Genomic DNA, 19198 nt, shown 5'->3' with positions numbered 1-19198 from the left:
CCGGGAAGGCGAGGCGGGGGAGGGAGGGGTCAGCGGGCCTTGAAGTGGTAGACCGAGGAGACCTCGTTCTTGAACGTCTCGGAGAAGGTGCCGAAGCGGTCCGCGGGGATCCAGCCCTCGATGCCACCGGCGCTGGCGCCGGTGTAGACGTACCAGGTGACCTTGTCCTTGTTGAAGTACGAGGCGGCGTTGTTGCCCACGGTGTACCCCTGGCCGGGGCCGGGGCTGATGAACCGGTCGTTGGCGAGATCGCCGTCTGCCATGTACAGGTCAAGGAAAGAGCCGCCGAGGGACGAGTTGTAGAACAGGCCGAACTCCCGGATGTCCAGGTAGCCGTCCCGGGTCACGGCCGAGGCGCTGCCGGCGGTTGCCAGCACGCCCGTTCCGAGGGTGCCGAGGACCACGACGGTGCCGAGGGCGCGCCGGAGAGCGGTGTTCTTCATGTCCTTGCCTTTCGGTACGGGGAGGGCTGTCACGCACCATGTAAGCCATGTGACAGTCGGTGCCTGCGTGACGACGACAGGGAAGTAGACGCCACCGGCGGGGAATTGGCCAAGCGGCGCTCCCGCGACTATGTCAAGTCCGGTGAATCTTCCGCGCCATGGCTTAAATCGTGGACAACACGTGTGTACGGCATGCCAGTTGAGGGAAGAGGCGTCCCCTCTTCCGTGTGGCTAGAGTGGCCCCGGTCGAGCAGCCGTACGAGCCGCCCGGCCTGTTCCGCGCCGAGCCGTGGAGGCGCACCACGCCACCGGCCCCGAGCGCCGCCCCCGTATCGGGAAGCCCCGGCATCGGGACCCCCGGATAAGGACGTGCACCGATGAGACGTTCGCTGGCCGCCCCCTTGCTCCTCGCCGCTCTCGCGCTCACCGGGTGCGGGGGCGACCCCGACACCGACACCGGCCCCGCCGCCGCCCGTCCGGACCCGACGTCCTCGGTCGAAGCCGCCTTCGCCCCGTTCTACGACTGCCTCGCCGAGCACGGACTGAAGCTCGTGGAGTCGGAGGGAGGCGCCCGGCGGGTCGACAAGGACGCCAACAGCGAGCAGGCGCAGCGCGAGGCCGACAAGGCGTGCAAGAGCCTGATGCCCACCGAACCGCCCGTCGACCAGGCGCAGCTGAAGCAGGACAAGGCCGTCTCCGAGTGCGTCCGGCGCAACGGATTCCCCGACTATCCCGACCCGGACCCGAAGACCGGCCGGCTGCCGGAGAGCGAGGCGGTCAAGTACGACGAGAAGCTCCCCGAGATCCTCCGCAAGTGCCGCCCGGTGGCGGGGGAGGACCAGGGAGGCCAGGGAAACGCGGTCGACGGTGGCTGAGGTCGTCGGCGGGGACGGCGACACCTCCCGCGAACCCCGTACCCGCCGCGGCCGCGCGGGGATCGGCGCCCTGGTCGTCGGCGCCGTGCTGCTCATCGGCGCCGGTGCCGTCGCCGGTACGGTCGTCAAGTCCCCCGCGCAGGTCGCCGCCGACGCCGAGGCACCCCCGCCCGACCTGCTCACCGCGCCCGTGGAGCGGCGCGTCCTCCACGAGACCGTCGTCCTGCGCGGCACCGTCGCCGCCGGACAGACCGTGCAGGTCGCCCCCGTCGTCTCCGGCGGCGAGGGCGGGACGCCCGTCGTCACCAAGACGCCGGCCGCCGTCGGCGCCGCGGTGCGCCCCGGGCAGGTCCTCCTGGAGATATCGGGCCGCCCCGTCCTCGTACTGAAGGGCCGGCTGCCCGTCTACCGCGACCTCAAGCCGGGGGCGACCGGCGACGACGTCGCCCAGCTCCAGACCGCGCTCGCCGCGCTCGGCCACGGCCGGGGCGGCGACCCGAAGGGCACCTTCGGCGACGGGACCAAGAACGCCGTCGCGGAGTTCTACGCCTCCGTCGGGTACGACCCCCGGCCCGCCCAGGACGACGACGGCGCCGCCGTCGACAGCGCCACGGCGGCGGTGACCGCCGCCGAACGCGCCGCCGAGGACGCCCGGGACGCCCTCGCCGACAACAAGGACAAGGCGCAGGTGAAGGCGCTCCGCAAGGCGCGCGACCGGGTCGTCGCCGACCTCGCCGTCGCCCGGACCGCCCTGGACAAGGCGTGGGCCGCCGCCGGACCCATGGTCCCCGCCGGGGAGGTGGTCTTCGTGGAGCGCTTCCCCGCCCGGGTCGCGTCCCTCGCCGCGCGCCCCGGCTCCCCGGCCTCCGGCACCCTGATGACCCTGTCCTCCGGCCGGCTCCTGGCCCAGGGCCACCTCCAGGACCACCAGAAGGGCATGGTCAGGTCCGGCCAGAAGGTCCGCGTCCTCGACGAGACCTCCGGCACCGAACTCGCCGCCCGGGTGGCGACCGTCGCCGACACCGCCACCGGCCCGCGCGCCGACACCCCGCCCACCGACGGCGGCGGAGAAGGCCAGGACGGCGCGGCCGCCCCCGCGAACGGCCCCACCGGCTTCCTCTTCACCGCCGTGCCCGACAAGGAGATCCCGCCCGCCCTCGCCGGCCAGGAGGTACGGCTGACGATCGAGGCGGCCTCCACCGACGGCGAGGCCCTCGTCGTCCCCGTCACCGCCGTGTCGGCGGGCGCGGACGGCCGGACCCTCGTCACCGTCGTGGCCGGAGACGGCCGCCGCACCCCGGTGGAGGTGCGCACCGGCACCCTCGGCGACGGATACGTCGAGGTCGTCCCGCTCGCCGCGGGCACCCTGGAGGAGGGAGCCGAGGTCGTCACCGGGGTGGCCGCCAACGGCGCCGCCCCGGACGGCCGGGGGTCGTCGTGAGCCCGTTCGTACGACGCCGGCGGGACCGGCAGCCCGGCCCACCGCCCGCCCTGCCCGCCCCGGCCGGTCCGGGTGATCCGGGTGATCCGGGCGTCCCCGTCATCGCGTTCCGGCAGGTCGGCCTCACCTACCCGGGGCCGCCGCCCGTCCAGGCCCTGCGCCCCTGTGAACTCGCCATCAAGAAAGGCGAGTTCGTCACCGTCGTCGGTCCCTCCGGCTCCGGCAAGTCCACGTTCCTGAACGTCGCCGGACTCCTCGACGCCCCCACCGAGGGCACCTACCTCCTCGACGGCATCGACACGGCCGCCCTCTCCGACGGCGATCGCACGGCCCTGCGCGGCCGCCGCATCGGCTTCGTCTTCCAGGCGTTCCACCTCATGCCGCACCGCAGCGCCATGGAGAACGTGATGCTCTCCATGGTGTACTCGGCCGTCCCCCGCGCCGAGCGCCGCACCCGGGCCAGGGAGGCGCTGGAACGCGTCGGCCTCGCCCACCGCGTCGACGCGCTCCCGGGCCGCCTCTCGGGCGGCGAGCGCCAGCGCGTCGCCATCGCCCGCGCGCTGGCGGGCCGGCCCTCGCTGCTGCTCTGCGACGAGCCGACGGGAAACCTCGACTCCGGCAACGCGGAGACGGTCCTCGCGCTCCTCGGCGAACTCCACGCCTCCGGCATGACGGTCGTCGTCATCACCCACGACAGCGAGGTCGCCGCCCGCGCCGGCCGCACGGTGACGATCCGCGACGGCGTCCTGAGCGAACAGCCGAGGGACGAGGGGCCCAGGGGCGACGCACCCCGGGACTGCGTACCCGGGGACGGACCTGGGGAAGGCGCTCCCCGGGACGGCGTACCCCGCGCGGATCGGAGCCCCGTATGAGAAGCCGTCTCCGGGCCCGCCGGGTCGTCGAACCCTCCCGCCTCACCCCCCGCGACGCGCTCTCCGAGGCCGTCGCGGGCATGGTCCAGCGCCCCGGCCGGTCGGTGCTCACCGCGCTCGGCACGGTCCTCGGCGTCGGCACCTTCGTCGCGATCCTCGGGCTGACGGCGACCACGTCCTCCCAGATCGACTCCCGCTTCGACCTGCTGACCGCCACCGAGGTCACCGTCGAGGACGTCGCCCGGGACCAGAACGAGTTCGCGGGCCCCGGCTTCCCCGCCGACGCGGACGCCCGGATCCAGCGGCTCGGCGGCGTCCGGGCCGCCGGGGTCTACTGGACGGTCCGGCTCGGCCCGGACGTCACCGTCCGCGCCGCGCCCGTCGGCGACGGCGCGGACGGCGTACCGGTCGACGTGGTCGCCGCCTCGCCGGGCGCGCTCCGCGCCGCCGTCCCCCGCCTCGCGCAGGGCCGGCTCTACGACGAGTTCGCCTCGGCGAAGGCGCAGCCGGTCGCCGTCATCGGGGTGTCCGTCGCGGCCCGGCTCGGCATCACCACCCTGGAGACCCGGCCGGCGGTGTTCATCGGGGACGAGCCGTTCGTGGTGGCCGGCATCGTCGACGACGTCGAACGCAGGCCGGACGTGCTGATGTCGGTGAGCGTGCCCCGGACGACCGCCGAGCGGATGTGGGGGCCGCCCGGGGCCGGGGAGGCGCGGATGCTCGTCGCGACCGAGACGGGGGCCGCCCGGCAGATCGCCGACGAGGCCCCGGTCGCGCTGCGCCCGGACCATCCGGAGTACCTGAAGGCCGTTCCGCCGCCGGACCCGAGGACGCTGCGGGCCGGCGTCACCGGCGACCTCGACCAGCTGTTCCTGCTGCTCGCCGGGATCTGTCTGGTCATCGGCGCGGTCGGCATCGCCAACACCACCCTGGTCGCGGTCCTGGAACGGACCGGCGAGATCGGACTGCGGCGCGCCCTGGGCGCCCGGGGCCGGCACATCACCGTCCAGTTCCTCACGGAGTCCGGGGCCCTGGGCGCGGTCGGCGGGCTCGTCGGGACGGCCCTGGGCGTGTGCACGGTGATCGGGGTGGCGCTCGTCCGGGACTGGACCCCGGTCGTCCACCCGGCGGTCGTCGTCGCGGCCCCCGCGATCGGCCTGGTCACCGGTGTCGTGGCCGGTCTCTACCCGGCCTGGCGGGCCTCCCGGATCGAGCCGGCCGAGGCCCTCCGCCACTGAAGCGTCAACGGCCTCGCGAAGGGGGCCCCGAAGGCCTGAACGCCCGCCGGTAGTCGCTCGGGGAGACCCCGACCGTACGGGTGAAATGGCGCCGCAGGTTGGCCGCGGTGCCCAGACCGCTGCGGTCGCCGATCTGCTCCACCGGCAGATCGGTCGACTCCAGCAGGGTCTGCGCCCGCGCGACCCGCTGCTGGAGCAGCCACTGGAGCGGCGTGGTCCCGCAGGCCTCCTGGAGCCTGCGGTGGAAGGTCCGGGTGCTCAGCCGGGCCCGCCGGGCCAGGTCCTCCACGGTCAGCGGCTCGGCCAGGTGCTCCGTCGCCCACTGGAGGACCGGGCCGAGACTGTCGTCGTCGCTGGGCGGCAGCGGCGTCTCGATGAACTGAGCCTGCCCGCCGGTCCGGTGGGCGGGCACCACGAGCCGCCGGGCCAACTGGCCCGCCACGCCCGCGCCGAGGTCCTTGCGGACCAGGTGCAGGCACAGGTCGAGCGCGGCGGTGGCACCGGCGCTGGTCAGCACCGATCCCTCGTCGGTGTAGAGCACGGAGTCGTCGACGATCACCTCGGGGTGGCGGGCGGCGAGCTGCGCGGTGTGCTGCCAGTGCGCGGTCGCGCGCCGGCCGTCGAGGAGCCCCGCGGCGGCGAGCGCGAAGGCCCCCGTGCACAGGGAGACCACGCGGGCGCCGGAGTCGGCCGCCGCGCGCAGGGCCGCCACCAGCTCGGCGGGCACCTCCTCGCCGTCGTCGACGACCGCCTCGGGCACGGACGGCACGATGACCGTGTCCGCGCCGACGAGCCCGTCGAGGCCGTGGGTGACGCGCAGGGAGAGCGGCCCCGGCGGCGGCGCCGCGGTCAGGTCGCCGCAGAGGCGCAACTCGTACCAGGAATCGGCCAGATCCGGCTGCGGGATGCCGAAGACCGCGGACGCGATGGAGATCTCGTACAGCTCCCAGAGGGTGAGACCGACCCCGCCGTCCGGCACGACGGCGATGGCGACGACTCCCGGACCTGTGCTCATGACCGCCAGGCTATGGCAGGAACCGTGCGCACAGGGTCAGTTCCGCCACTGTCGGCCGGATCCCGCCGCTGCGAGCGTGGAACCCATGAGCAAGCAGAACACCACCCTCGCCACCGCCACCGCCACCGCCACCGCCACCGCCACCGCCACCGCCACCGCCACCGCCCCCATCCCCGCTCCCGTCACCGTCATCGGCCTCGGCCAGATGGGCGCCGCCCTCGCCGCCGCGCTCCTCGCCGCCGGCCACCCCACCACCGTCTGGAACCGCACCGCGCAGAAGGCCGATCCCCTCGTCGCCCGGGGAGCGGTCCGCGCCGCGGATGTCGCCGAGGCCGTCGCGGGCGCCGAGCTCGTCCTGGTCTGCGTCCTCGACTACCCGGCCGTGCGCGAGCTGCTCGCCCCCGCGGCCGGGGCGCTGCGCGGCAAGGTCCTCGTCAACCTCACCTCGGGCTCGCCCGAGCAGGCCCGCGCGGAGGCGGAGTGGGCGGCGGAGCACGGCATCGGCTACCTGGACGGCGGGATCATGACGACCCCGCCCGGCATCGGCGACAGCGCCAACATGATCCTCTACTCGGGCGCGCCGGAGCTCCTTGCCGCGCACCGTCCGGCCCTGGCCGTGCTCGGGGACCCGGTCGACCTCGGCGCCGACGCCGGACTCGCCTCGCTCTACGACGCGGGGCTGCTGGGCCTCATGTGGTCGGTGTTCGGCGGCTGGCTGCACGCGACGGCCCTCGCGGGCGCGGACGGGGTGAGCGCCGCGCGGTTCACGGAGGTCTCGAACCGCTGGCTGAAGACCGTCTCCTGGTTCATGAGCGGCTACGCCGAGCAGATCGACGCGGGGGAGTACCCGGGAGACGACGCCACCATCGACGTGCAGGTGGCGGCCATCGGGCACCTGCTGCACGCGGGGGAGGCGCGGGGTGTGGACGGGCGGCTGCCGCGCCTGCACCTGGACCTGATGCGCTCGGCGGTGGAGGCGGGTCACGGCGGCGACAGCTACGCACGTCTCATCGAGGCATTCCGGAAATAACGCCCGAAGCTTACCGAAGCAGAACAAAAGCCGAAGGACCGTCTCTCCCCCGAGGAGTGACGGCCCTTCGGCTCACGTGGTGCGTCGGATCAGAGGATCCGGACGGCGCCCGACGGGGTGTCCCAGTCGAGCGAGCGCTCGACGACGCCCGTGGACGGGTTCTGCGCGCCGACGTACTTGCCGCCGCCGACGTAGATGGCGACGTGGTACGAGCCGCTGCGGCTGCCCCAGTACAGGACGTCGCCCGGCTGGAGGTTGCTCAGCGAGACGGAGGTGCCGCGACTCGACTGGTCGCCGGAGATGCGCGGCAGGTCGATGCCGGCCTGGGCGTAGGCGGCCTGGACGAGGCCGGAGCAGTCCCAGGAGTTGGGGCCGGTGCCGCCCATGACGTACGCGTCGCCGATCTGGGCGCGCGCGAAGGCCACGATCGCGGCGGCGGTGCCGGAGGGGGCCTGCGTCTCGGTGCTGCTGCCCGTGGACGAGCCGCTGTCCGAGGAGGAACCGGAGCCCGAGCCGGAGTCCGAGACGCCGGAGCCCGACGAGCTGTTGCTCGTGGAGGTGGTGGAGAGCTGGGTGCGCGCGGCGTCGCGGGAGGCGCGCTCCTCGGCGTCCTTGCGCTCCTGCTCGGCCTGAGCCTTGGCCTCGGCCTCGGCGCGGGCCTTCTCGGCGCGCTCGGCCTCGGCCTTGCGGTCCGCCTCGGCCTTGGCCTTCTTGGCCTCCTTGGCGGCCTTCTGCAGGGCCGCGTTCTCCTGGGCCTGGAGGCTCTGGTCGAGGGCCTCCTGCTGGGACGTCTCGGCCGAGGCGGCGACGGCGCTCGCCAGGCCCGCGGTGTCGAGGGACCCGAGCGTGGGCATTTCGATGGTCTCGGTCACCGGCTCGGCAGACGCCGGCCCGGCAGCACCGGCCACCGCGATGGTGCCGAGGACGCCACCGGCAACTCCTGCGCGGAGCGCGAGCTTCGAGGCGCTGCGGCGGGGCTTCCGGTGGCTGGGTATGTGAGCGGTGTGGGACATGGGAACAACCGCTATCAGGGCTTGGTGGTTCCCTTCAAGAAACGTGGGCTGCGCCACAGTTGCGTGGGGAGTGGCCGAATCCGCTTCTCTGGCGCCCTTATTGACGCCGTAACGGGCAAATCGGGCACGCGTCATCGCGCCCTTGATCATGCGTTTTCAATAAAACGTCCGAATTGCCCGTCACTTACCACCTCTTCACGTCTGTGGCCAAGCCCCGTTTCCTCGGACCCTCGTGGGGCGTGACGCAGGTCACAGGCGAGCTCGTGAACGGGTGCACGCGTCCACCTCCGTACACGGGACCCCCCGACCGGGCGACGGCGGCTTCCTTTATCACCTTGATCCATCCCATCGCCAATTTGCCTGTATGGGCCATGGCTTGATAGTGCGGCACCCCCTCCGAGCAGCGACTTCCGGTACGGATGTCACATCTGGTGATCACCTGGGCGCTTCGCGCAACAAGATCACCCCTCATCCGGCTTCATGATCCTTCGTCAGGTGGTGGAGATCACAAACTCGTTGCTGTACCCCGTGTCGCAGATCACAGAGGGGCGGGCATAAGATGCGGGGCAGCCGGGCTTGTGAACTGCCTCACATGGGGGCGATCTTTCACGGTCCGGCCGTGCGATCCAACGGTCAAGGACGACTGGAAGGAGCGAGGAGCGTGAATGCGTACGCGCCCGTCCTCGTGCTCGGTGCCCTGGGTGCGGGGTTTGCGATCTTCTCCGTGGTCATGGCCACGCTTATCGGGCCAAAGCGGTACAACAGGGCAAAGCTTGAGGCGTACGAGTGCGGCATCGAGCCGACACCCACGCCCGTCGGAGGCGGCCGCTTCCCGATCAAGTACTACCTGACGGCGATGCTCTTCATCGTCTTCGACATCGAGATCGTCTTCCTCTACCCCTGGGCCGTCACCTTCGACGCCCTGGGGCTTTTCGGGCTCGTGGAGATGCTGCTCTTCGTGCTCACCGTCTTCGTCGCCTACGCCTACGTGTGGCGTCGCGGCGGCCTGGAATGGGACTGAGGGGCTGAGGGGCACCTATGGGACTCGAAGAGAAACTCCCGAGCGGCTTTCTGCTGACGACGGTCGAACAGGCCGCGGGCTGGGTGCGCAAGGCGTCCGTGTTCCCCGCGACCTTCGGCCTCGCCTGCTGCGCCATCGAGATGATGACCACCGGCGCCGGCCGGTACGACCTGGCCCGCTTCGGCATGGAGGTCTTCCGCGGATCGCCGCGCCAGGCCGACCTCATGATCGTCGCCGGCCGCGTCAGCCAGAAGATGGCGCCCGTCCTGCGGCAGGTCTACGACCAGATGCCCAACCCCAAGTGGGTCATCTCCATGGGCGTCTGCGCCTCCTCGGGCGGCATGTTCAACAACTACGCGATCGTGCAGGGCGTCGACCACATCGTGCCCGTCGACATCTACCTGCCCGGCTGCCCGCCGCGGCCGGAGATGCTCCTCGACGCGATTCTCAAGCTCCACCAGAAGATCCAGACCTCCAAGCTCGGCGTGAACGCCGAGGAGGCGGCGCGCGAGGCGGAGGAGGCGGCGCTCAAGGCGCTGCCGACCATCGAATTGAAGGGTCTGCTCCGGTGAGTGACGAGACACCCAACCCCGAGAAGGAGCTGAGCGAGCAGAACCTGCCGGGTCAGCGCGGGGAGCACGGCGAGGAGGTACGCCTCCAGCGTGGCATGTTCGGCGCCAACAACGGCGGCGACACGTCCGGATACAGCGGCCTCGTCCGCTCGGTCCGCCTCCCCGGCCCGGCCAACCGCCCCTACGGCGGCTGGTTCGACGAGGTCGCCGACGAACTCGAAGGCGCGCTGGAGGAGCAGGGACTGCTCCCCGCCAACGCCATCGAGAGGACGGTCGTCGACCGCGACGAGCTCACGTTCCACATCGAGCGCGAGCACCTCGTCCGGGTCGCCCGGACCCTGCGCGACGACCCGGCACTCCGCTTCGAGCTCTGTACCGGCGTCTCCGGCGTCCACTACCCGGGCGACAAGGGCCGCGAGCTGCACGCCGTCTACCACCTGCGCTCGCTCACCCACGGCCGGCTGATCCGCCTGGAGGTCTCGGCGCCCGACGCCGACCCGCGCATCCCGTCCCTCGTCGCCGTCTACCCGACGAACGACTGGCACGAGCGCGAGACGTACGACTTCTTCGGCATCGTCTTCGACGGCCACCCCGCCCTCACCCGGATCATGATGCCGGACGACTGGCAGGGCCACCCGCAGCGCAAGGACTATCCCCTCGGCGGCATCGCCGTCGAGTACAAGGGCGCCCAGATCCCGGCTCCGGACCAGCGGAGGTCGTACTCGTGAGCACTTCCCACGCGTCTCCCCGCGAGACGACAGAAGGCGCCGTCTACACGGTGACCGGCGGCGACTGGGAAGAGGTCGTCCAGTCCGCCGCCAAGGCCGACGACGAGCGCATCATCGTCAACATGGGCCCGCAGCACCCGTCCACCCACGGCGTGCTCCGGCTCATCCTGGAGATCGACGGCGAGACCGTCACCGAGGCCCGCTGCGGCATCGGCTACCTCCACACCGGCATCGAGAAGAACCTCGAATACCGGACCTGGACGCAGGGCACCACCTTCGTCACGCGCATGGACTACCTCACCTCGTTCTACAACGAGACGGCGTACTGCCTCGGCGTCGAGAAGCTCCTCGGCATCACCGACCAGATCCCGGACCGGGCGAGCATCATCCGCGTCCTGCTCATGGAGCTCAACCGGCTCTCCTCCCACCTGGTGTGCATCGCCACCGGCGGCATGGAGCTCGGCGCCACCACGATCATGATCTACGGCTTCCGGGACCGCGAGATGATCCTGGACCTGTACGAGCTGATCACCGGCCTGCGCATGAACCACGCGTTCATCCGCCCCGGCGGCCTCGCCCAGGACCTGCCGCCCGGCGCCGTCGACGCCGTCCGCGAGTTCGTGAAGACCATGAAGAAGAACCTGCCGGAGTACGACAAGCTCGCCACCGGCAACCCCATCTTCAAGGCCCGCATGCAGGACGTCGGCTACCTCGACCTGACCGGCTGCATGGCCCTCGGCGCCACCGGCCCGATCCTGCGCTCCGCCGGCCTCCCGCACGACCTGCGCAAGACCGACCCGTACTGCGGCTACGAGAACTACGAGTTCGACGTCCCGACCGCCGACACCTGCGACTCCTACGGACGCTTCCTCGTCCGCCTGGAGGAGATGCGGCAGTCGCTGCGGATCGTCGAGCAGTGCCTCGACCGCCTCGCGCCCGGACCGGTCATGGTCGGCGACAAGAAGATCGCCTGGCCCGCGCAGCTCGCCCTCGGCCCCGACGGCCTCGGCAACTCCCTCGACCACATCAAGAAGATCATGGGCACCTCCATGGAGGCCCTGATCCACCACTTCAAGCTGGTCACCGAGGGCTTCCGGGTCCCCGCGGGACAGGCCTACGCGGCCGTCGAGTCGCCCAAGGGCGAACTCGGCGTGCACGTCGTCTCCGACGGCGGCACCCGCCCCTTCCGGGTCCACTTCCGCGACCCGTCCTTCACCAACCTCCAGGCCATGGCCGCGATGTGCGAGGGCGGCCAGGTCGCCGACGTCATCGTCGCCGTCGCCTCCATCGACCCCGTGATGGGAGGCGTCGACCGATGACGGAGAACGTCAGCCTGGGGATGCCCCAGCTCCCCGCCCCCGCCTACCCGGCCGAGGTCCACGCGCGCCTGACGGAGGACGCGAAGGCGATCATCGCCCGCTACCCCGACTCCCGCTCCGCGCTCCTGCCGATGCTGCACCTCGTGCAGTCGGAGGAGGGCCACGTGACCCGTACCGGCATGCGGTTCTGCGCCGACCTCCTCGGCCTGACCACCGCCGAGGTCACCGCCGTCGCCACCTTCTACACGATGTACCGGCGCAAGCCCTCCGGCGACTACCAGGTCGGCGTCTGTACGAACACGCTCTGCGCGGTCATGGGCGGCGACGCCATCTTCGAGGAGCTCAAGCAGCACCTCGGCGTCGGGAACGACGAGACGACGGACGACGGCAAGATCACGCTCGAACACATCGAGTGCAACGCCGCCTGCGACTTCGCACCCGTCGTGATGGTCAACTGGGAGTTCTTCGACAACCAGACCCCGGCCTCCGCCAAGAAGATGGTGGACGACCTGCGGGCCGGACGGACCGTCGAACCCACCCGCGGAGCCCCGCTCTGCACCTTCAAGGAGACCGCGCGCATCCTCGCGGGCTTCCCCGACGAGCGCCCCGGCGCCGTCGAGGCCACCGGCGGAGCCGGCCCGGCCTCCCTCGTCGGCCTGCGCCTCTCCAAGGGAGAGGCGCCCCACCACCGAATCGTTCACCCGCGCGGTGAGGCAACCCGTCAGGAGGGGGAGTGATGACCTTGGCGGCCGAGATCGACAACAACAACAGCCCCGAGAAGCTTCTCGCCCCCGTCCTCTCCGCCTTTTGGGACCAGCCCAACTCCTGGACCCTGGAGACCTACGAGCGGCACGAGGGATACCAGGGCCTGAAGCGGGCCCTCGCGATGACCCCCGACGACCTCATCGCGTACGTCAAGGAATCCGGGCTCCGCGGTCGCGGCGGCGCCGGCTTCCCCACCGGCATGAAGTGGCAGTTCATCCCGCAGGGCGACGGCAAGCCCCACTACCTCGTCGTCAACGCCGACGAGTCCGAGCCCGGCACCTGCAAGGACATCCCGCTCCTTTTCGCCAACCCGCACTCCCTCATCGAGGGAATGATCATCGCCTGCTACGCGATCCGCTCCGAGCACGCGTTCATCTATCTCCGCGGCGAGGTCGTGCCCGTCCTGCGCCGCCTCCACGAGGCCGTCCGCGAGGCCTACGCCGCCGGCTACCTCGGCCAGGACATCCTCGGCAGCGGACTGAACCTCGAACTCACCGTGCACGCCGGCGCCGGCGCGTACATCTGCGGCGAGGAGACCGCCCTCCTCGACTCGCTCGAAGGCCGTCGCGGCCAGCCCCGGCTGCGACCCCCCTTCCCCGCGGTCGCCGGTCTGTACGCCTGCCCCACTGTCGTGAACAACGTCGAGTCCATCGCGTCCGTTCCCGCGATCCTCCACCGCGGCAAGGAGTGGTTCACCTCGATGGGCAGCGAGAAGTCCCCGGGCTTCACGCTCTACTCGCTCAGCGGGCACGTCGTCTCCCCCGGCCAGTACGAGGCCCCCCTCGGCATCACGCTGCGCCAGCTCCTCGACATGAGCGGCGGCATGCGGCCGGGCCACCGCCTCAAGTTCTGGACCCCCGGCGGCTCCTCCACCCCCATGTTCACCGAGGAGCACCTCGACGTGCCCCTCGACTACGAGGGCGTCGGCGCCGCCGGATCCATGCTCGGCACCAAGGCCCTCCAGTGCTTCGACGAGACCACCTGCGTCGTCCGGGCCGTCACCCGCTGGACCGAGTTCTACGCCCACGAGTCCTGCGGCAAGTGCACCCCGTGCCGCGAAGGCACCTACTGGCTCGTCCAGTTGCTCCGCGACATCGAAGCCGGCAAGGGGCAGATGTCCGACCTAGACAAGCTCAACGACATCGCCGACAACATCAACGGCAAGTCGTTCTGCGCCCTCGGCGACGGCGCCGCCTCGCCGATCTTCTCCTCGCTGAAGTACTTCCGCGCGGAGTACGAGCAGCACATCACGGGCAAGGGCTGCCCCTTCGACCCCGCCAGGTCGACCGTCTGGGCCGACCGGCGCGCAGACCACACGGAGGTGAACGCATGACAGTCACCACGTCTGCCCCCTCCGGGGGCGGCGAGGCGGCGCTCCCGCCCCAGGACCTCGTCACGCTGACCATCGACGGCGTCGAGATCTCCGTCCCCAAGGGGACGCTGGTCATCCGCGCCGCCGAACAGCTCGGCATCGAGATCCCGCGCTTCTGCGACCACCCGCTCCTCGACCCCGCCGGCGCCTGCCGCCAGTGCATCGTCGAGGTCGAGGGCCAGCGCAAGCCCATGGCGTCCTGCACCATCACCTGCACCGACGGCATGGTGGTGAAGTCGCAGCTGACCAGCCCGGTCGCCGAGAAGGCCCAGCACGGCGTGATGGAGCTGCTCCTCGTCAACCACCCGCTGGACTGCCCGGTCTGCGACAAGGGCGGCGAATGCCCCCTGCAGAACCAGGCCATGTCCCACGGCCAGTCCGAATCCCGCTTCGACGGCGTCAAGCGCACCTACGAGAAGCCCGTAGCGATCTCCACCCAGGTGCTCCTCGACCGCGAGCGCTGCGTGCTCTGCGCCCGCTGCACCCGCTTCTCCAACCAGGTCGCGGGCGACCCGATGATCGAGCTGATCGAGCGCGGCGCGCTCCAGCAGGTCGGCACCGGCGAGGGCGACCCCTTCGAGTCGTACTTCTCCGGCAACACCATCCAGATCTGCCCGGTCGGCGCCCTCACCTCGGCCGCCTACCGCTTCCGCTCCCGCCCCTTCGACCTGGTCTCCTCGCCGTCCGTCTGCGAGCAGTGCGCCGGCGGCTGCGCCACCCGCACCGACCACCGGCGCGGCAAGGTCATGCGGAAGCTCGCCGCCGAGGACCCCGAGGTCAACGAGGAGTGGATCTGCGACAAGGGCCGCTTCGGCTTCCGGTACGCGCAGCAGCGCGACCGGCTCACCACCCCGCTCGTGCGGAACCAGGAGACCGGTGAGCTCGAAACCGCCTCCTGGCCCGAGGCCCTGGAGGCCGCCGCACGCGGCCTCGTCCGCGGCCGGACCGGCGTCCTCGCCGGCGGCCGGCTGACCGTCGAGGACTCCTACGCGTACGCCAAGTTCGCCCGGGTCGCCCTCGACACCAACGACGTCGACTTCCGGGCCCGGGTCCACTCCGGCGAGGAGGCCGACTTCCTCGCGTCCGCCGTCGCGGGGCGGGGCAGGGACCTGGACGGCACGGGCGTCACGTACACCTCGCTCGAAGCCGCCCCGGCCGTCCTCCTCGTCGGCCTGGAGTCCGAGGAGGAAGCCCCCGGCGTCTTCCTGCGGCTCCGCAAGGCCTGGCGCAAGCACGGGCAGAAGACCTACGCCGTCGCCTCCCACGCGACCCGCGGCCTGGACAAGGCGGGCGGCACCCTGCTGCCCGCCGCACCCGGCACCGAGACCGAGTGGCTCGACGCCCTCACCTCCCGGGTCGGCCTCGAAGGCGACGGACTCGCCGCCGTCGAGGCCCTCCGCACGGACGGCTCCGTCATCGCCGTCGGCGAGCGCCTCGCCGGCGTGCCCGGCGCGCTCACCGCCGCCCTGCGCGCGTCGGCCGCCACCGGCGCCCGGCTCGTCTGGATCCCGCGCCGCTCCGGCGAACGCGGAGCGGTGGAGGCGGGCGCGATCCCGACCCTGCTGCCCGGCGGCCGGCCCGCGACCGACCCGCGCGCGCGGGAGGAGGTCGCCGCCGCCTGGGGCGTCCGCGAACTCCCGCACCGCTACGGCCGCGACACCGGCCAGATCCTGGAGGCCGCGGCCACCGGCGAACTCGCCGCCCTGCTCGTCGCCGGCGTCGAGGTCAACGACCTGCCCGACCCGGCACGCGCGCGTGCCGCGCTCGACGAGGCCTTCGTGGTCTCGCTCGAACTGCGGCCGAGCGAGGTCACCGACCGCGCCGACGTCGTCCTGCCGGTCGCCGCCGTCGCCGAGAAGCCCGGCACCTTCCTCAACTGGGAGGGCAGGGCACGCCTCTTCGAGGCCGCGCTCAAGCCCGAGCAGATGACCAGGCCGCTCGCCCCGGCCGACGCGCGCGTGCTCCACATGCTCGCCGACGCCATGGACGCCCACCTGGCCCTGCCCGACCTGCGGTCCGCACGGCGCGAGCTGGACCGGCTCGGCCGCTGGACCGAGGAGCGGGCCTCCGAGCCCTCCGAGCCCGGTCAGGCCGCGCCCCGGCCCGGCGACGGCGAGGCCGTCCTCGCCGGACACCGGCTGCTCCTCGACCTCGGCCGCCTCCAGGAGGGCGACACCGCCCTGGCCGGCACCCGCCACGCGGCGGTCGCCCGGCTCTCGGCCGCCACCGCCGCCGACACCGGAGTCAAGGACGGCGACACCCTGGAGGTCACAGGACCGGCCGGCTCCGTCACCTTCCCCCTCCAGGTCACCGAGATGCCCGACCGCGTGGTCTGGCTCCCGCTGAACTCGGCCGGCGCGGGCGTCTACTCCGACACCGGCGCCCACCCCGGCGACCTGGTCCGCATCGGCGCGGCCGCCACGACGGAGGTCCAGGAATGAACACCGTCCTCGCCGCCGAAGACCTGTCCATGTTCGGCACGGACCCCTGGTGGCTCGTCGCGATCAAGGCCGTCTTCTGCTTCGCCTTCCTGATGATCACCGTGCTCTTCTCCATCGTGTGGGAGCGCAAGGTCGTCGCCTGGATGCAGCTGCGCATCGGCCCCAACCGGCACGGCCCCTGGGGCCTCCTCCAGTCCCTCGCGGACGGCATCAAGCTGATGCTCAAGGAGGACCTGGTCGTCAAGAAGGCCGACAAGGTCGTCTACATCCTCGCGCCGATCATCGCCGCCGCCCCCGCGTTCATGGCCATCGCCGTGATCCCCTTCGGCCCGGCGGGCAACGAGGTCTCGATCTTCGGCCACCGCACGGCGATGCAGCTGACCGACCTGCCGATCGCGATGCTGTACGTCCTCGCGATCGCCTCCGTCGGCATCTACGGCATCGTCCTCGCCGGCTGGTCCTCCGGCTCCACGTACCCGCTCCTCGGCGGCCTGCGGTCCTGCGCGCAGATGATCTCGTACGAGATCGCCATGGGCGCGGCCTTCGCCTCCGTCTTCCTCTACTCCGGGTCGATGTCGACCTCGGCGATCGTCGAGGCGCAGGCGGACCGCTGGTTCGTCATCCTGCTGCCGGTCTCGTTCATCATCTACATCGTCACGATGGTCGGCGAGACCAACCGCGCCCCCTTCGACATGCCGGAGTCCGAGGGCGACCTCGTCGGCGGCTTCAACACCGAGTACTCGTCCATCAAGTTCGCGATGTTCATGCTCGCCGAGTACGTGAACATGGTGACGGTCTCGGCCGTGTCGGTGACGCTCTTCCTGGGCGGCTGGCGGGCCCCGTACCCGATCTCCACCTTCTGGGAGGGCGCGAACCACGGCTGGTGGCCGATGCTCTGGTTCGTCCTCAAGGTGCAGCTGCTCCTCTTCTTCTTCATCTGGCTCCGCGGCACCCTGCCGCGCGTCCGCTACGACCAGCTGATGAAGCTCGGATGGAAGGTCCTCATCCCGGTCTCCGTGGTGTGGCTCATGCTCGTCGCCACCGTCCGGGCCCTGCGGAACGAGAACATCGCCTTCTCCAACATCGTCCTGTACGTGGCCGGTGTCGTCCTCGGACTGCTGCTGCTGTCCTTCCTCTTCGACACGTTCCGCGACAGGAAGGCGAAGGCCGAGGCGGAGGCCCCCGAGGACGCGCGGACCTTCGACCCGATGGCCGGAGGCTTCCCCGTACCGCCCAAGCCCGGACAGTCCCTGCCGCCCGTGCCCCGGCGCAGGCCGCGGCGCGAGGGGGACCTCGTTGTCAGTGGCGCCTCCGATACTGCTACTGCGAGTGAGGGAAAGGAGACGGACGGTGTCTGACTTCCAGAATCCGGTGGCCGGCTTCGGCGTGACCTTCAAGGCCATGTTCAAGAAGCGGTTGACCGAGCAGTACCCGGAGCAGCAGAAGACGACGGCGCCCCGCTTCCACGGCCGGCACCAGCTCAACCGTCACCCCGACGGTCTGGAGAAGTGCGTCGGCTGCGAGTTGTGCGCCTGGGCCTGTCCCGCCGACGCCATCTACGTCGAGGGCGCGGACAACACCGAGGAGGAGCGCTACTCGCCCGGCGAGCGCTACGGCCGCGTCTACCAGATCAACTACGCCCGCTGCATCCTGTGCGGGCTGTGCATCGAGGCCTGCCCCACACGCGCGCTGACGATGACCAACGAGTTCGAACTGGCCGACTCCTCCCGCGAGAACCTGATCTACACCAAGGAGCAGCTCCTCGCGGGCCTGGAGGAGACCATGGTCGACTCGCCGCACGCGATCTTCCCCGGCATGACCGAGCAGGACTACTACCGGGGCCTCGTCACCGAGGCCGCGCCCGGGACCGTCCAGCAGGTCGCCGTCTCCAAGGGCGAGCAGGGCGAGCCGGAGGGGGCGGACGCATGAGCGCCAACCTCGCGGCGTACACCACGTCGAGCGGCGAGGCCTTCCAGTTCTGGGTCCTCGGCACCGTCGCCGTCGCCGGCGCCCTCGCCACGATCCTGATGAAGAAGGCCATGCACAGCGCGCTGTCGCTGGCCGGCACGATGATCATCCTGGCGGTCTTCTACCTCGCCAACGGCGCGTACTTCCTCGGCATCGTCCAGATCGTCGTCTACACCGGCGCGATCATGATGCTCTTCCTCTTCATCGTCATGCTGGTCGGCGTCACGGCCGCGGACTCCCTGAAGGAGACCATCAAGGGCCAGCGCTGGTGGGCCGCGGCCTGCGGCCTCGGCTTCGGCGTCCTGCTGATCGCCGGCATCGGCCAGGCCTCGCTCACCGAGTTCAACGGCCTCGGCGCGGCCAACTCCGCGCGCGGCGGAAACGTCGAGGGCCTCGCCGCCCTCATCTTCACCAAGTACGTCTTCGCCTTCGAGATCACCGGCGCGCTCCTCATCACCGCCGCCGTCGGCGCGATGGTGCTCACCCACCGCGAGCGCACCGAGCCGGCCCGCACCCAGCGCGAGCTCTCCGAGCAGCGCGTCCGCCAGGGCACGCACGTGCCGCCGCTGCCCGCACCCGGCGTCTACGCCCGGCACAACGCCGTGGACGTCGCCGGTCTGCTGCCCGACGGCTCCCCGTCGGAGCTCACCGTCATGCAGACCCTGCGCAAGCGGGGCCAGATCCGGGACGTGTCCAGCGAGGCACTGGCCGACCTCAAGGCCCTGGAGCAGCGCTCCGAGGAGCGCCTCGGCCGGGACCGGGACGAAGAGGAGGCCACCCGGTGAACCCCGTCAACTACCTGTACCTCTCGGCCCTGCTGTTCACCATCGGTGCGGCCGGGGTACTGATCCGGCGCAACGCGATCGTCGTCTTCATGTGCGTCGAGCTGATGCTCAACGCCTGCAACCTCGCGTTCGTCACCTTCTCCCGCATGCACGGAAACCTCGACGGCCAGATCATCGCGTTCTTCACGATGGTCGTCGCCGCCGCGGAGGTCGTCGTCGGGCTCGCGATCATCGTGTCCGTCTTCCGTGCCCGCCACTCGGCCTCGGTCGACGACGCCAGCCTGATGAAGCTGTGAGGGG

General features: G+C 71.4%; 19 protein-coding genes. 16 read left to right on the top strand and 3 right to left on the bottom strand.

Annotated elements, in window-relative coordinates; translation table 11 throughout:
• Positions 1-29: 29 nt before the first annotated feature.
• Entirely contained in the window at positions 30-443 is a 414-nt protein-coding gene (locus ACFC0G_RS29665; protein ID WP_376408816.1) for a hypothetical protein, read from the bottom strand.
• 377 nt (positions 444-820) lie between these two features.
• On the opposite strand from ACFC0G_RS29665, the gene ACFC0G_RS29660 reads away from it, so the two are divergent.
• Genes ACFC0G_RS29660 through ACFC0G_RS29645 form a run of 4 tightly spaced genes read left to right on the top strand, consistent with a single transcriptional unit; the run spans position 821 to position 4869 of the window.
• Positions 821-1318 (top strand): hypothetical protein, encoded by a 498-nt coding sequence (locus ACFC0G_RS29660; RefSeq protein ID WP_376408813.1) that lies wholly within the window; start codon positions 821-823, stop codon positions 1316-1318.
• Positions 1311-2759, top strand: a complete 1449-nt coding sequence (locus ACFC0G_RS29655) for a peptidoglycan-binding protein (protein WP_376408810.1) — start codon at positions 1311-1313, stop codon at positions 2757-2759. The genes ACFC0G_RS29660 and ACFC0G_RS29655 overlap by 8 nt, the downstream gene beginning before the upstream one ends.
• Before the next feature lie 50 nt (positions 2760-2809).
• Positions 2810-3631 carry an ABC transporter ATP-binding protein gene (locus ACFC0G_RS29650; RefSeq protein WP_376409015.1) on the top strand — a complete coding sequence of 274 codons (822 nt, stop codon included), beginning with the start codon at positions 2810-2812 and terminating at the stop codon, positions 3629-3631.
• Positions 3628-4869: an ABC transporter permease gene (locus ACFC0G_RS29645; RefSeq protein WP_376408807.1), complete on the top strand. Its 1242-nt coding sequence runs from the start codon at positions 3628-3630 to the stop codon at positions 4867-4869. The genes ACFC0G_RS29650 and ACFC0G_RS29645 overlap by 4 nt, the downstream gene beginning before the upstream one ends.
• Positions 4870-4873: 4 nt before the next feature.
• Here ACFC0G_RS29645 and ACFC0G_RS29640 read toward each other — a convergent pair whose 3' ends face one another.
• Positions 4874-5884 carry a helix-turn-helix domain-containing protein gene (locus tag ACFC0G_RS29640; protein WP_376408804.1) on the bottom strand — a complete coding sequence of 337 codons (1011 nt, stop codon included), beginning with the start codon at positions 5882-5884 and terminating at the stop codon, positions 4874-4876.
• A gap of 85 nt (positions 5885-5969) precedes the next feature.
• Here ACFC0G_RS29640 and ACFC0G_RS29635 point away from each other — a divergent pair, with 85 nt between their 5' ends.
• A complete protein-coding gene (locus ACFC0G_RS29635; RefSeq protein WP_376408802.1) occupies positions 5970-6914 on the top strand; it encodes an NAD(P)-dependent oxidoreductase in 945 nt (314 codons plus the stop codon).
• A gap of 89 nt (positions 6915-7003) precedes the next feature.
• Here ACFC0G_RS29635 and ACFC0G_RS29630 read toward each other — a convergent pair whose 3' ends face one another.
• Positions 7004-7927, bottom strand: coding sequence for a C40 family peptidase (locus tag ACFC0G_RS29630; RefSeq protein ID WP_376408799.1), 924 nt, complete (start codon positions 7925-7927; stop codon positions 7004-7006).
• Positions 7928-8588: 661 nt separating this feature from the next.
• Here ACFC0G_RS29630 and ACFC0G_RS29625 point away from each other — a divergent pair.
• From ACFC0G_RS29625 to nuoK, 11 genes are read left to right on the top strand one after another with little or no spacing between them, the layout of a single operon-like run.
• Positions 8589-8948 (top strand): NADH-quinone oxidoreductase subunit A, encoded by a 360-nt coding sequence (locus tag ACFC0G_RS29625; RefSeq protein ID WP_266895216.1) that lies wholly within the window; start codon positions 8589-8591, stop codon positions 8946-8948.
• A 17-nt stretch (positions 8949-8965) separates the two neighbouring features.
• Positions 8966-9520 (top strand): NADH-quinone oxidoreductase subunit B family protein, encoded by a 555-nt coding sequence (locus ACFC0G_RS29620; RefSeq protein ID WP_024756031.1) that lies wholly within the window; start codon positions 8966-8968, stop codon positions 9518-9520.
• On the top strand, positions 9517-10248 hold the full coding sequence (locus ACFC0G_RS29615; protein ID WP_376408795.1) for an NADH-quinone oxidoreductase subunit C: 732 nt from the start codon (positions 9517-9519) through the stop codon (positions 10246-10248). The genes ACFC0G_RS29620 and ACFC0G_RS29615 overlap by 4 nt, the downstream gene beginning before the upstream one ends.
• Positions 10245-11567 (top strand): NADH-quinone oxidoreductase subunit D, encoded by a 1323-nt coding sequence (locus ACFC0G_RS29610; protein ID WP_024756029.1) that lies wholly within the window; start codon positions 10245-10247, stop codon positions 11565-11567. The genes ACFC0G_RS29615 and ACFC0G_RS29610 overlap by 4 nt, the downstream gene beginning before the upstream one ends.
• Positions 11564-12304: an NADH-quinone oxidoreductase subunit NuoE gene (gene nuoE, locus ACFC0G_RS29605; protein ID WP_329621794.1), complete on the top strand. Its 741-nt coding sequence runs from the start codon at positions 11564-11566 to the stop codon at positions 12302-12304. The genes ACFC0G_RS29610 and nuoE overlap by 4 nt, the downstream gene beginning before the upstream one ends.
• Complete coding sequence (nuoF, locus tag ACFC0G_RS29600) at positions 12304-13665, top strand: NADH-quinone oxidoreductase subunit NuoF (RefSeq protein WP_376408792.1); 1362 nt, start codon at positions 12304-12306, stop codon at positions 13663-13665. Before nuoE ends, nuoF begins: the two co-directional genes overlap by 1 nt.
• Complete coding sequence (locus ACFC0G_RS29595) at positions 13662-16145, top strand: NADH-quinone oxidoreductase subunit G (RefSeq protein ID WP_376408789.1); 2484 nt, start codon at positions 13662-13664, stop codon at positions 16143-16145. Before nuoF ends, ACFC0G_RS29595 begins: the two co-directional genes overlap by 4 nt.
• Entirely contained in the window at positions 16142-17503 is a 1362-nt protein-coding gene (nuoH, locus tag ACFC0G_RS29590) for an NADH-quinone oxidoreductase subunit NuoH (protein ID WP_376408786.1), read from the top strand. Before ACFC0G_RS29595 ends, nuoH begins: the two co-directional genes overlap by 4 nt.
• Positions 17496-18074 carry an NADH-quinone oxidoreductase subunit NuoI gene (gene nuoI, locus ACFC0G_RS29585; protein WP_376408783.1) on the top strand — a complete coding sequence of 193 codons (579 nt, stop codon included), beginning with the start codon at positions 17496-17498 and terminating at the stop codon, positions 18072-18074. The genes nuoH and nuoI overlap by 8 nt, the downstream gene beginning before the upstream one ends.
• A complete protein-coding gene (locus ACFC0G_RS29580; protein WP_376408781.1) occupies positions 18071-18898 on the top strand; it encodes an NADH-quinone oxidoreductase subunit J in 828 nt (275 codons plus the stop codon). Before nuoI ends, ACFC0G_RS29580 begins: the two co-directional genes overlap by 4 nt.
• Positions 18895-19194, top strand: coding sequence for an NADH-quinone oxidoreductase subunit NuoK (gene nuoK, locus ACFC0G_RS29575; protein ID WP_030693539.1), 300 nt, complete (start codon positions 18895-18897; stop codon positions 19192-19194). Before ACFC0G_RS29580 ends, nuoK begins: the two co-directional genes overlap by 4 nt.
• The last annotated feature ends 4 nt before the right edge of the window (positions 19195-19198 follow it).

This window comes from Streptomyces sp. NPDC056169 (assembly GCF_042268445.1).
Lineage (GTDB): Bacteria > Actinomycetota > Actinomycetes > Streptomycetales > Streptomycetaceae > Streptomyces.
Note: the sequence above shows the minus strand (reverse complement) of the source record. Positions and strands in the feature narration are given on the sequence as shown.

Excerpts from the sequence above, each read along its gene's own strand:
- ACFC0G_RS29665 (WP_376408816.1), bottom strand. The coding sequence starts at position 443 with ATGAAGAACACCGCTCTCCGGCGCGCCCTCGGCACCGTCGTGGTCCTC.
- ACFC0G_RS29660 (WP_376408813.1), top strand. The coding sequence starts at position 821 with ATGAGACGTTCGCTGGCCGCCCCCTTGCTCCTCGCCGCTCTCGCGCTC.
- ACFC0G_RS29645 (WP_376408807.1), top strand. The coding sequence starts at position 3,628 with ATGAGAAGCCGTCTCCGGGCCCGCCGGGTCGTCGAACCCTCCCGCCTC.
- ACFC0G_RS29640 (WP_376408804.1), bottom strand. The coding sequence starts at position 5,884 with ATGAGCACAGGTCCGGGAGTCGTCGCCATCGCCGTCGTGCCGGACGGC.
- ACFC0G_RS29635 (WP_376408802.1), top strand. The coding sequence starts at position 5,970 with ATGAGCAAGCAGAACACCACCCTCGCCACCGCCACCGCCACCGCCACC.
- ACFC0G_RS29630 (WP_376408799.1), bottom strand. The coding sequence starts at position 7,927 with ATGTCCCACACCGCTCACATACCCAGCCACCGGAAGCCCCGCCGCAGC.
- ACFC0G_RS29620 (WP_024756031.1), top strand. The coding sequence starts at position 8,966 with ATGGGACTCGAAGAGAAACTCCCGAGCGGCTTTCTGCTGACGACGGTC.
- nuoE (WP_329621794.1), top strand. The coding sequence starts at position 11,564 with ATGACGGAGAACGTCAGCCTGGGGATGCCCCAGCTCCCCGCCCCCGCC.
- nuoF (WP_376408792.1), top strand. The coding sequence starts at position 12,304 with ATGACCTTGGCGGCCGAGATCGACAACAACAACAGCCCCGAGAAGCTT.
- ACFC0G_RS29595 (WP_376408789.1), top strand. The coding sequence starts at position 13,662 with ATGACAGTCACCACGTCTGCCCCCTCCGGGGGCGGCGAGGCGGCGCTC.
- nuoH (WP_376408786.1), top strand. The coding sequence starts at position 16,142 with ATGAACACCGTCCTCGCCGCCGAAGACCTGTCCATGTTCGGCACGGAC.
- ACFC0G_RS29580 (WP_376408781.1), top strand. The coding sequence starts at position 18,071 with ATGAGCGCCAACCTCGCGGCGTACACCACGTCGAGCGGCGAGGCCTTC.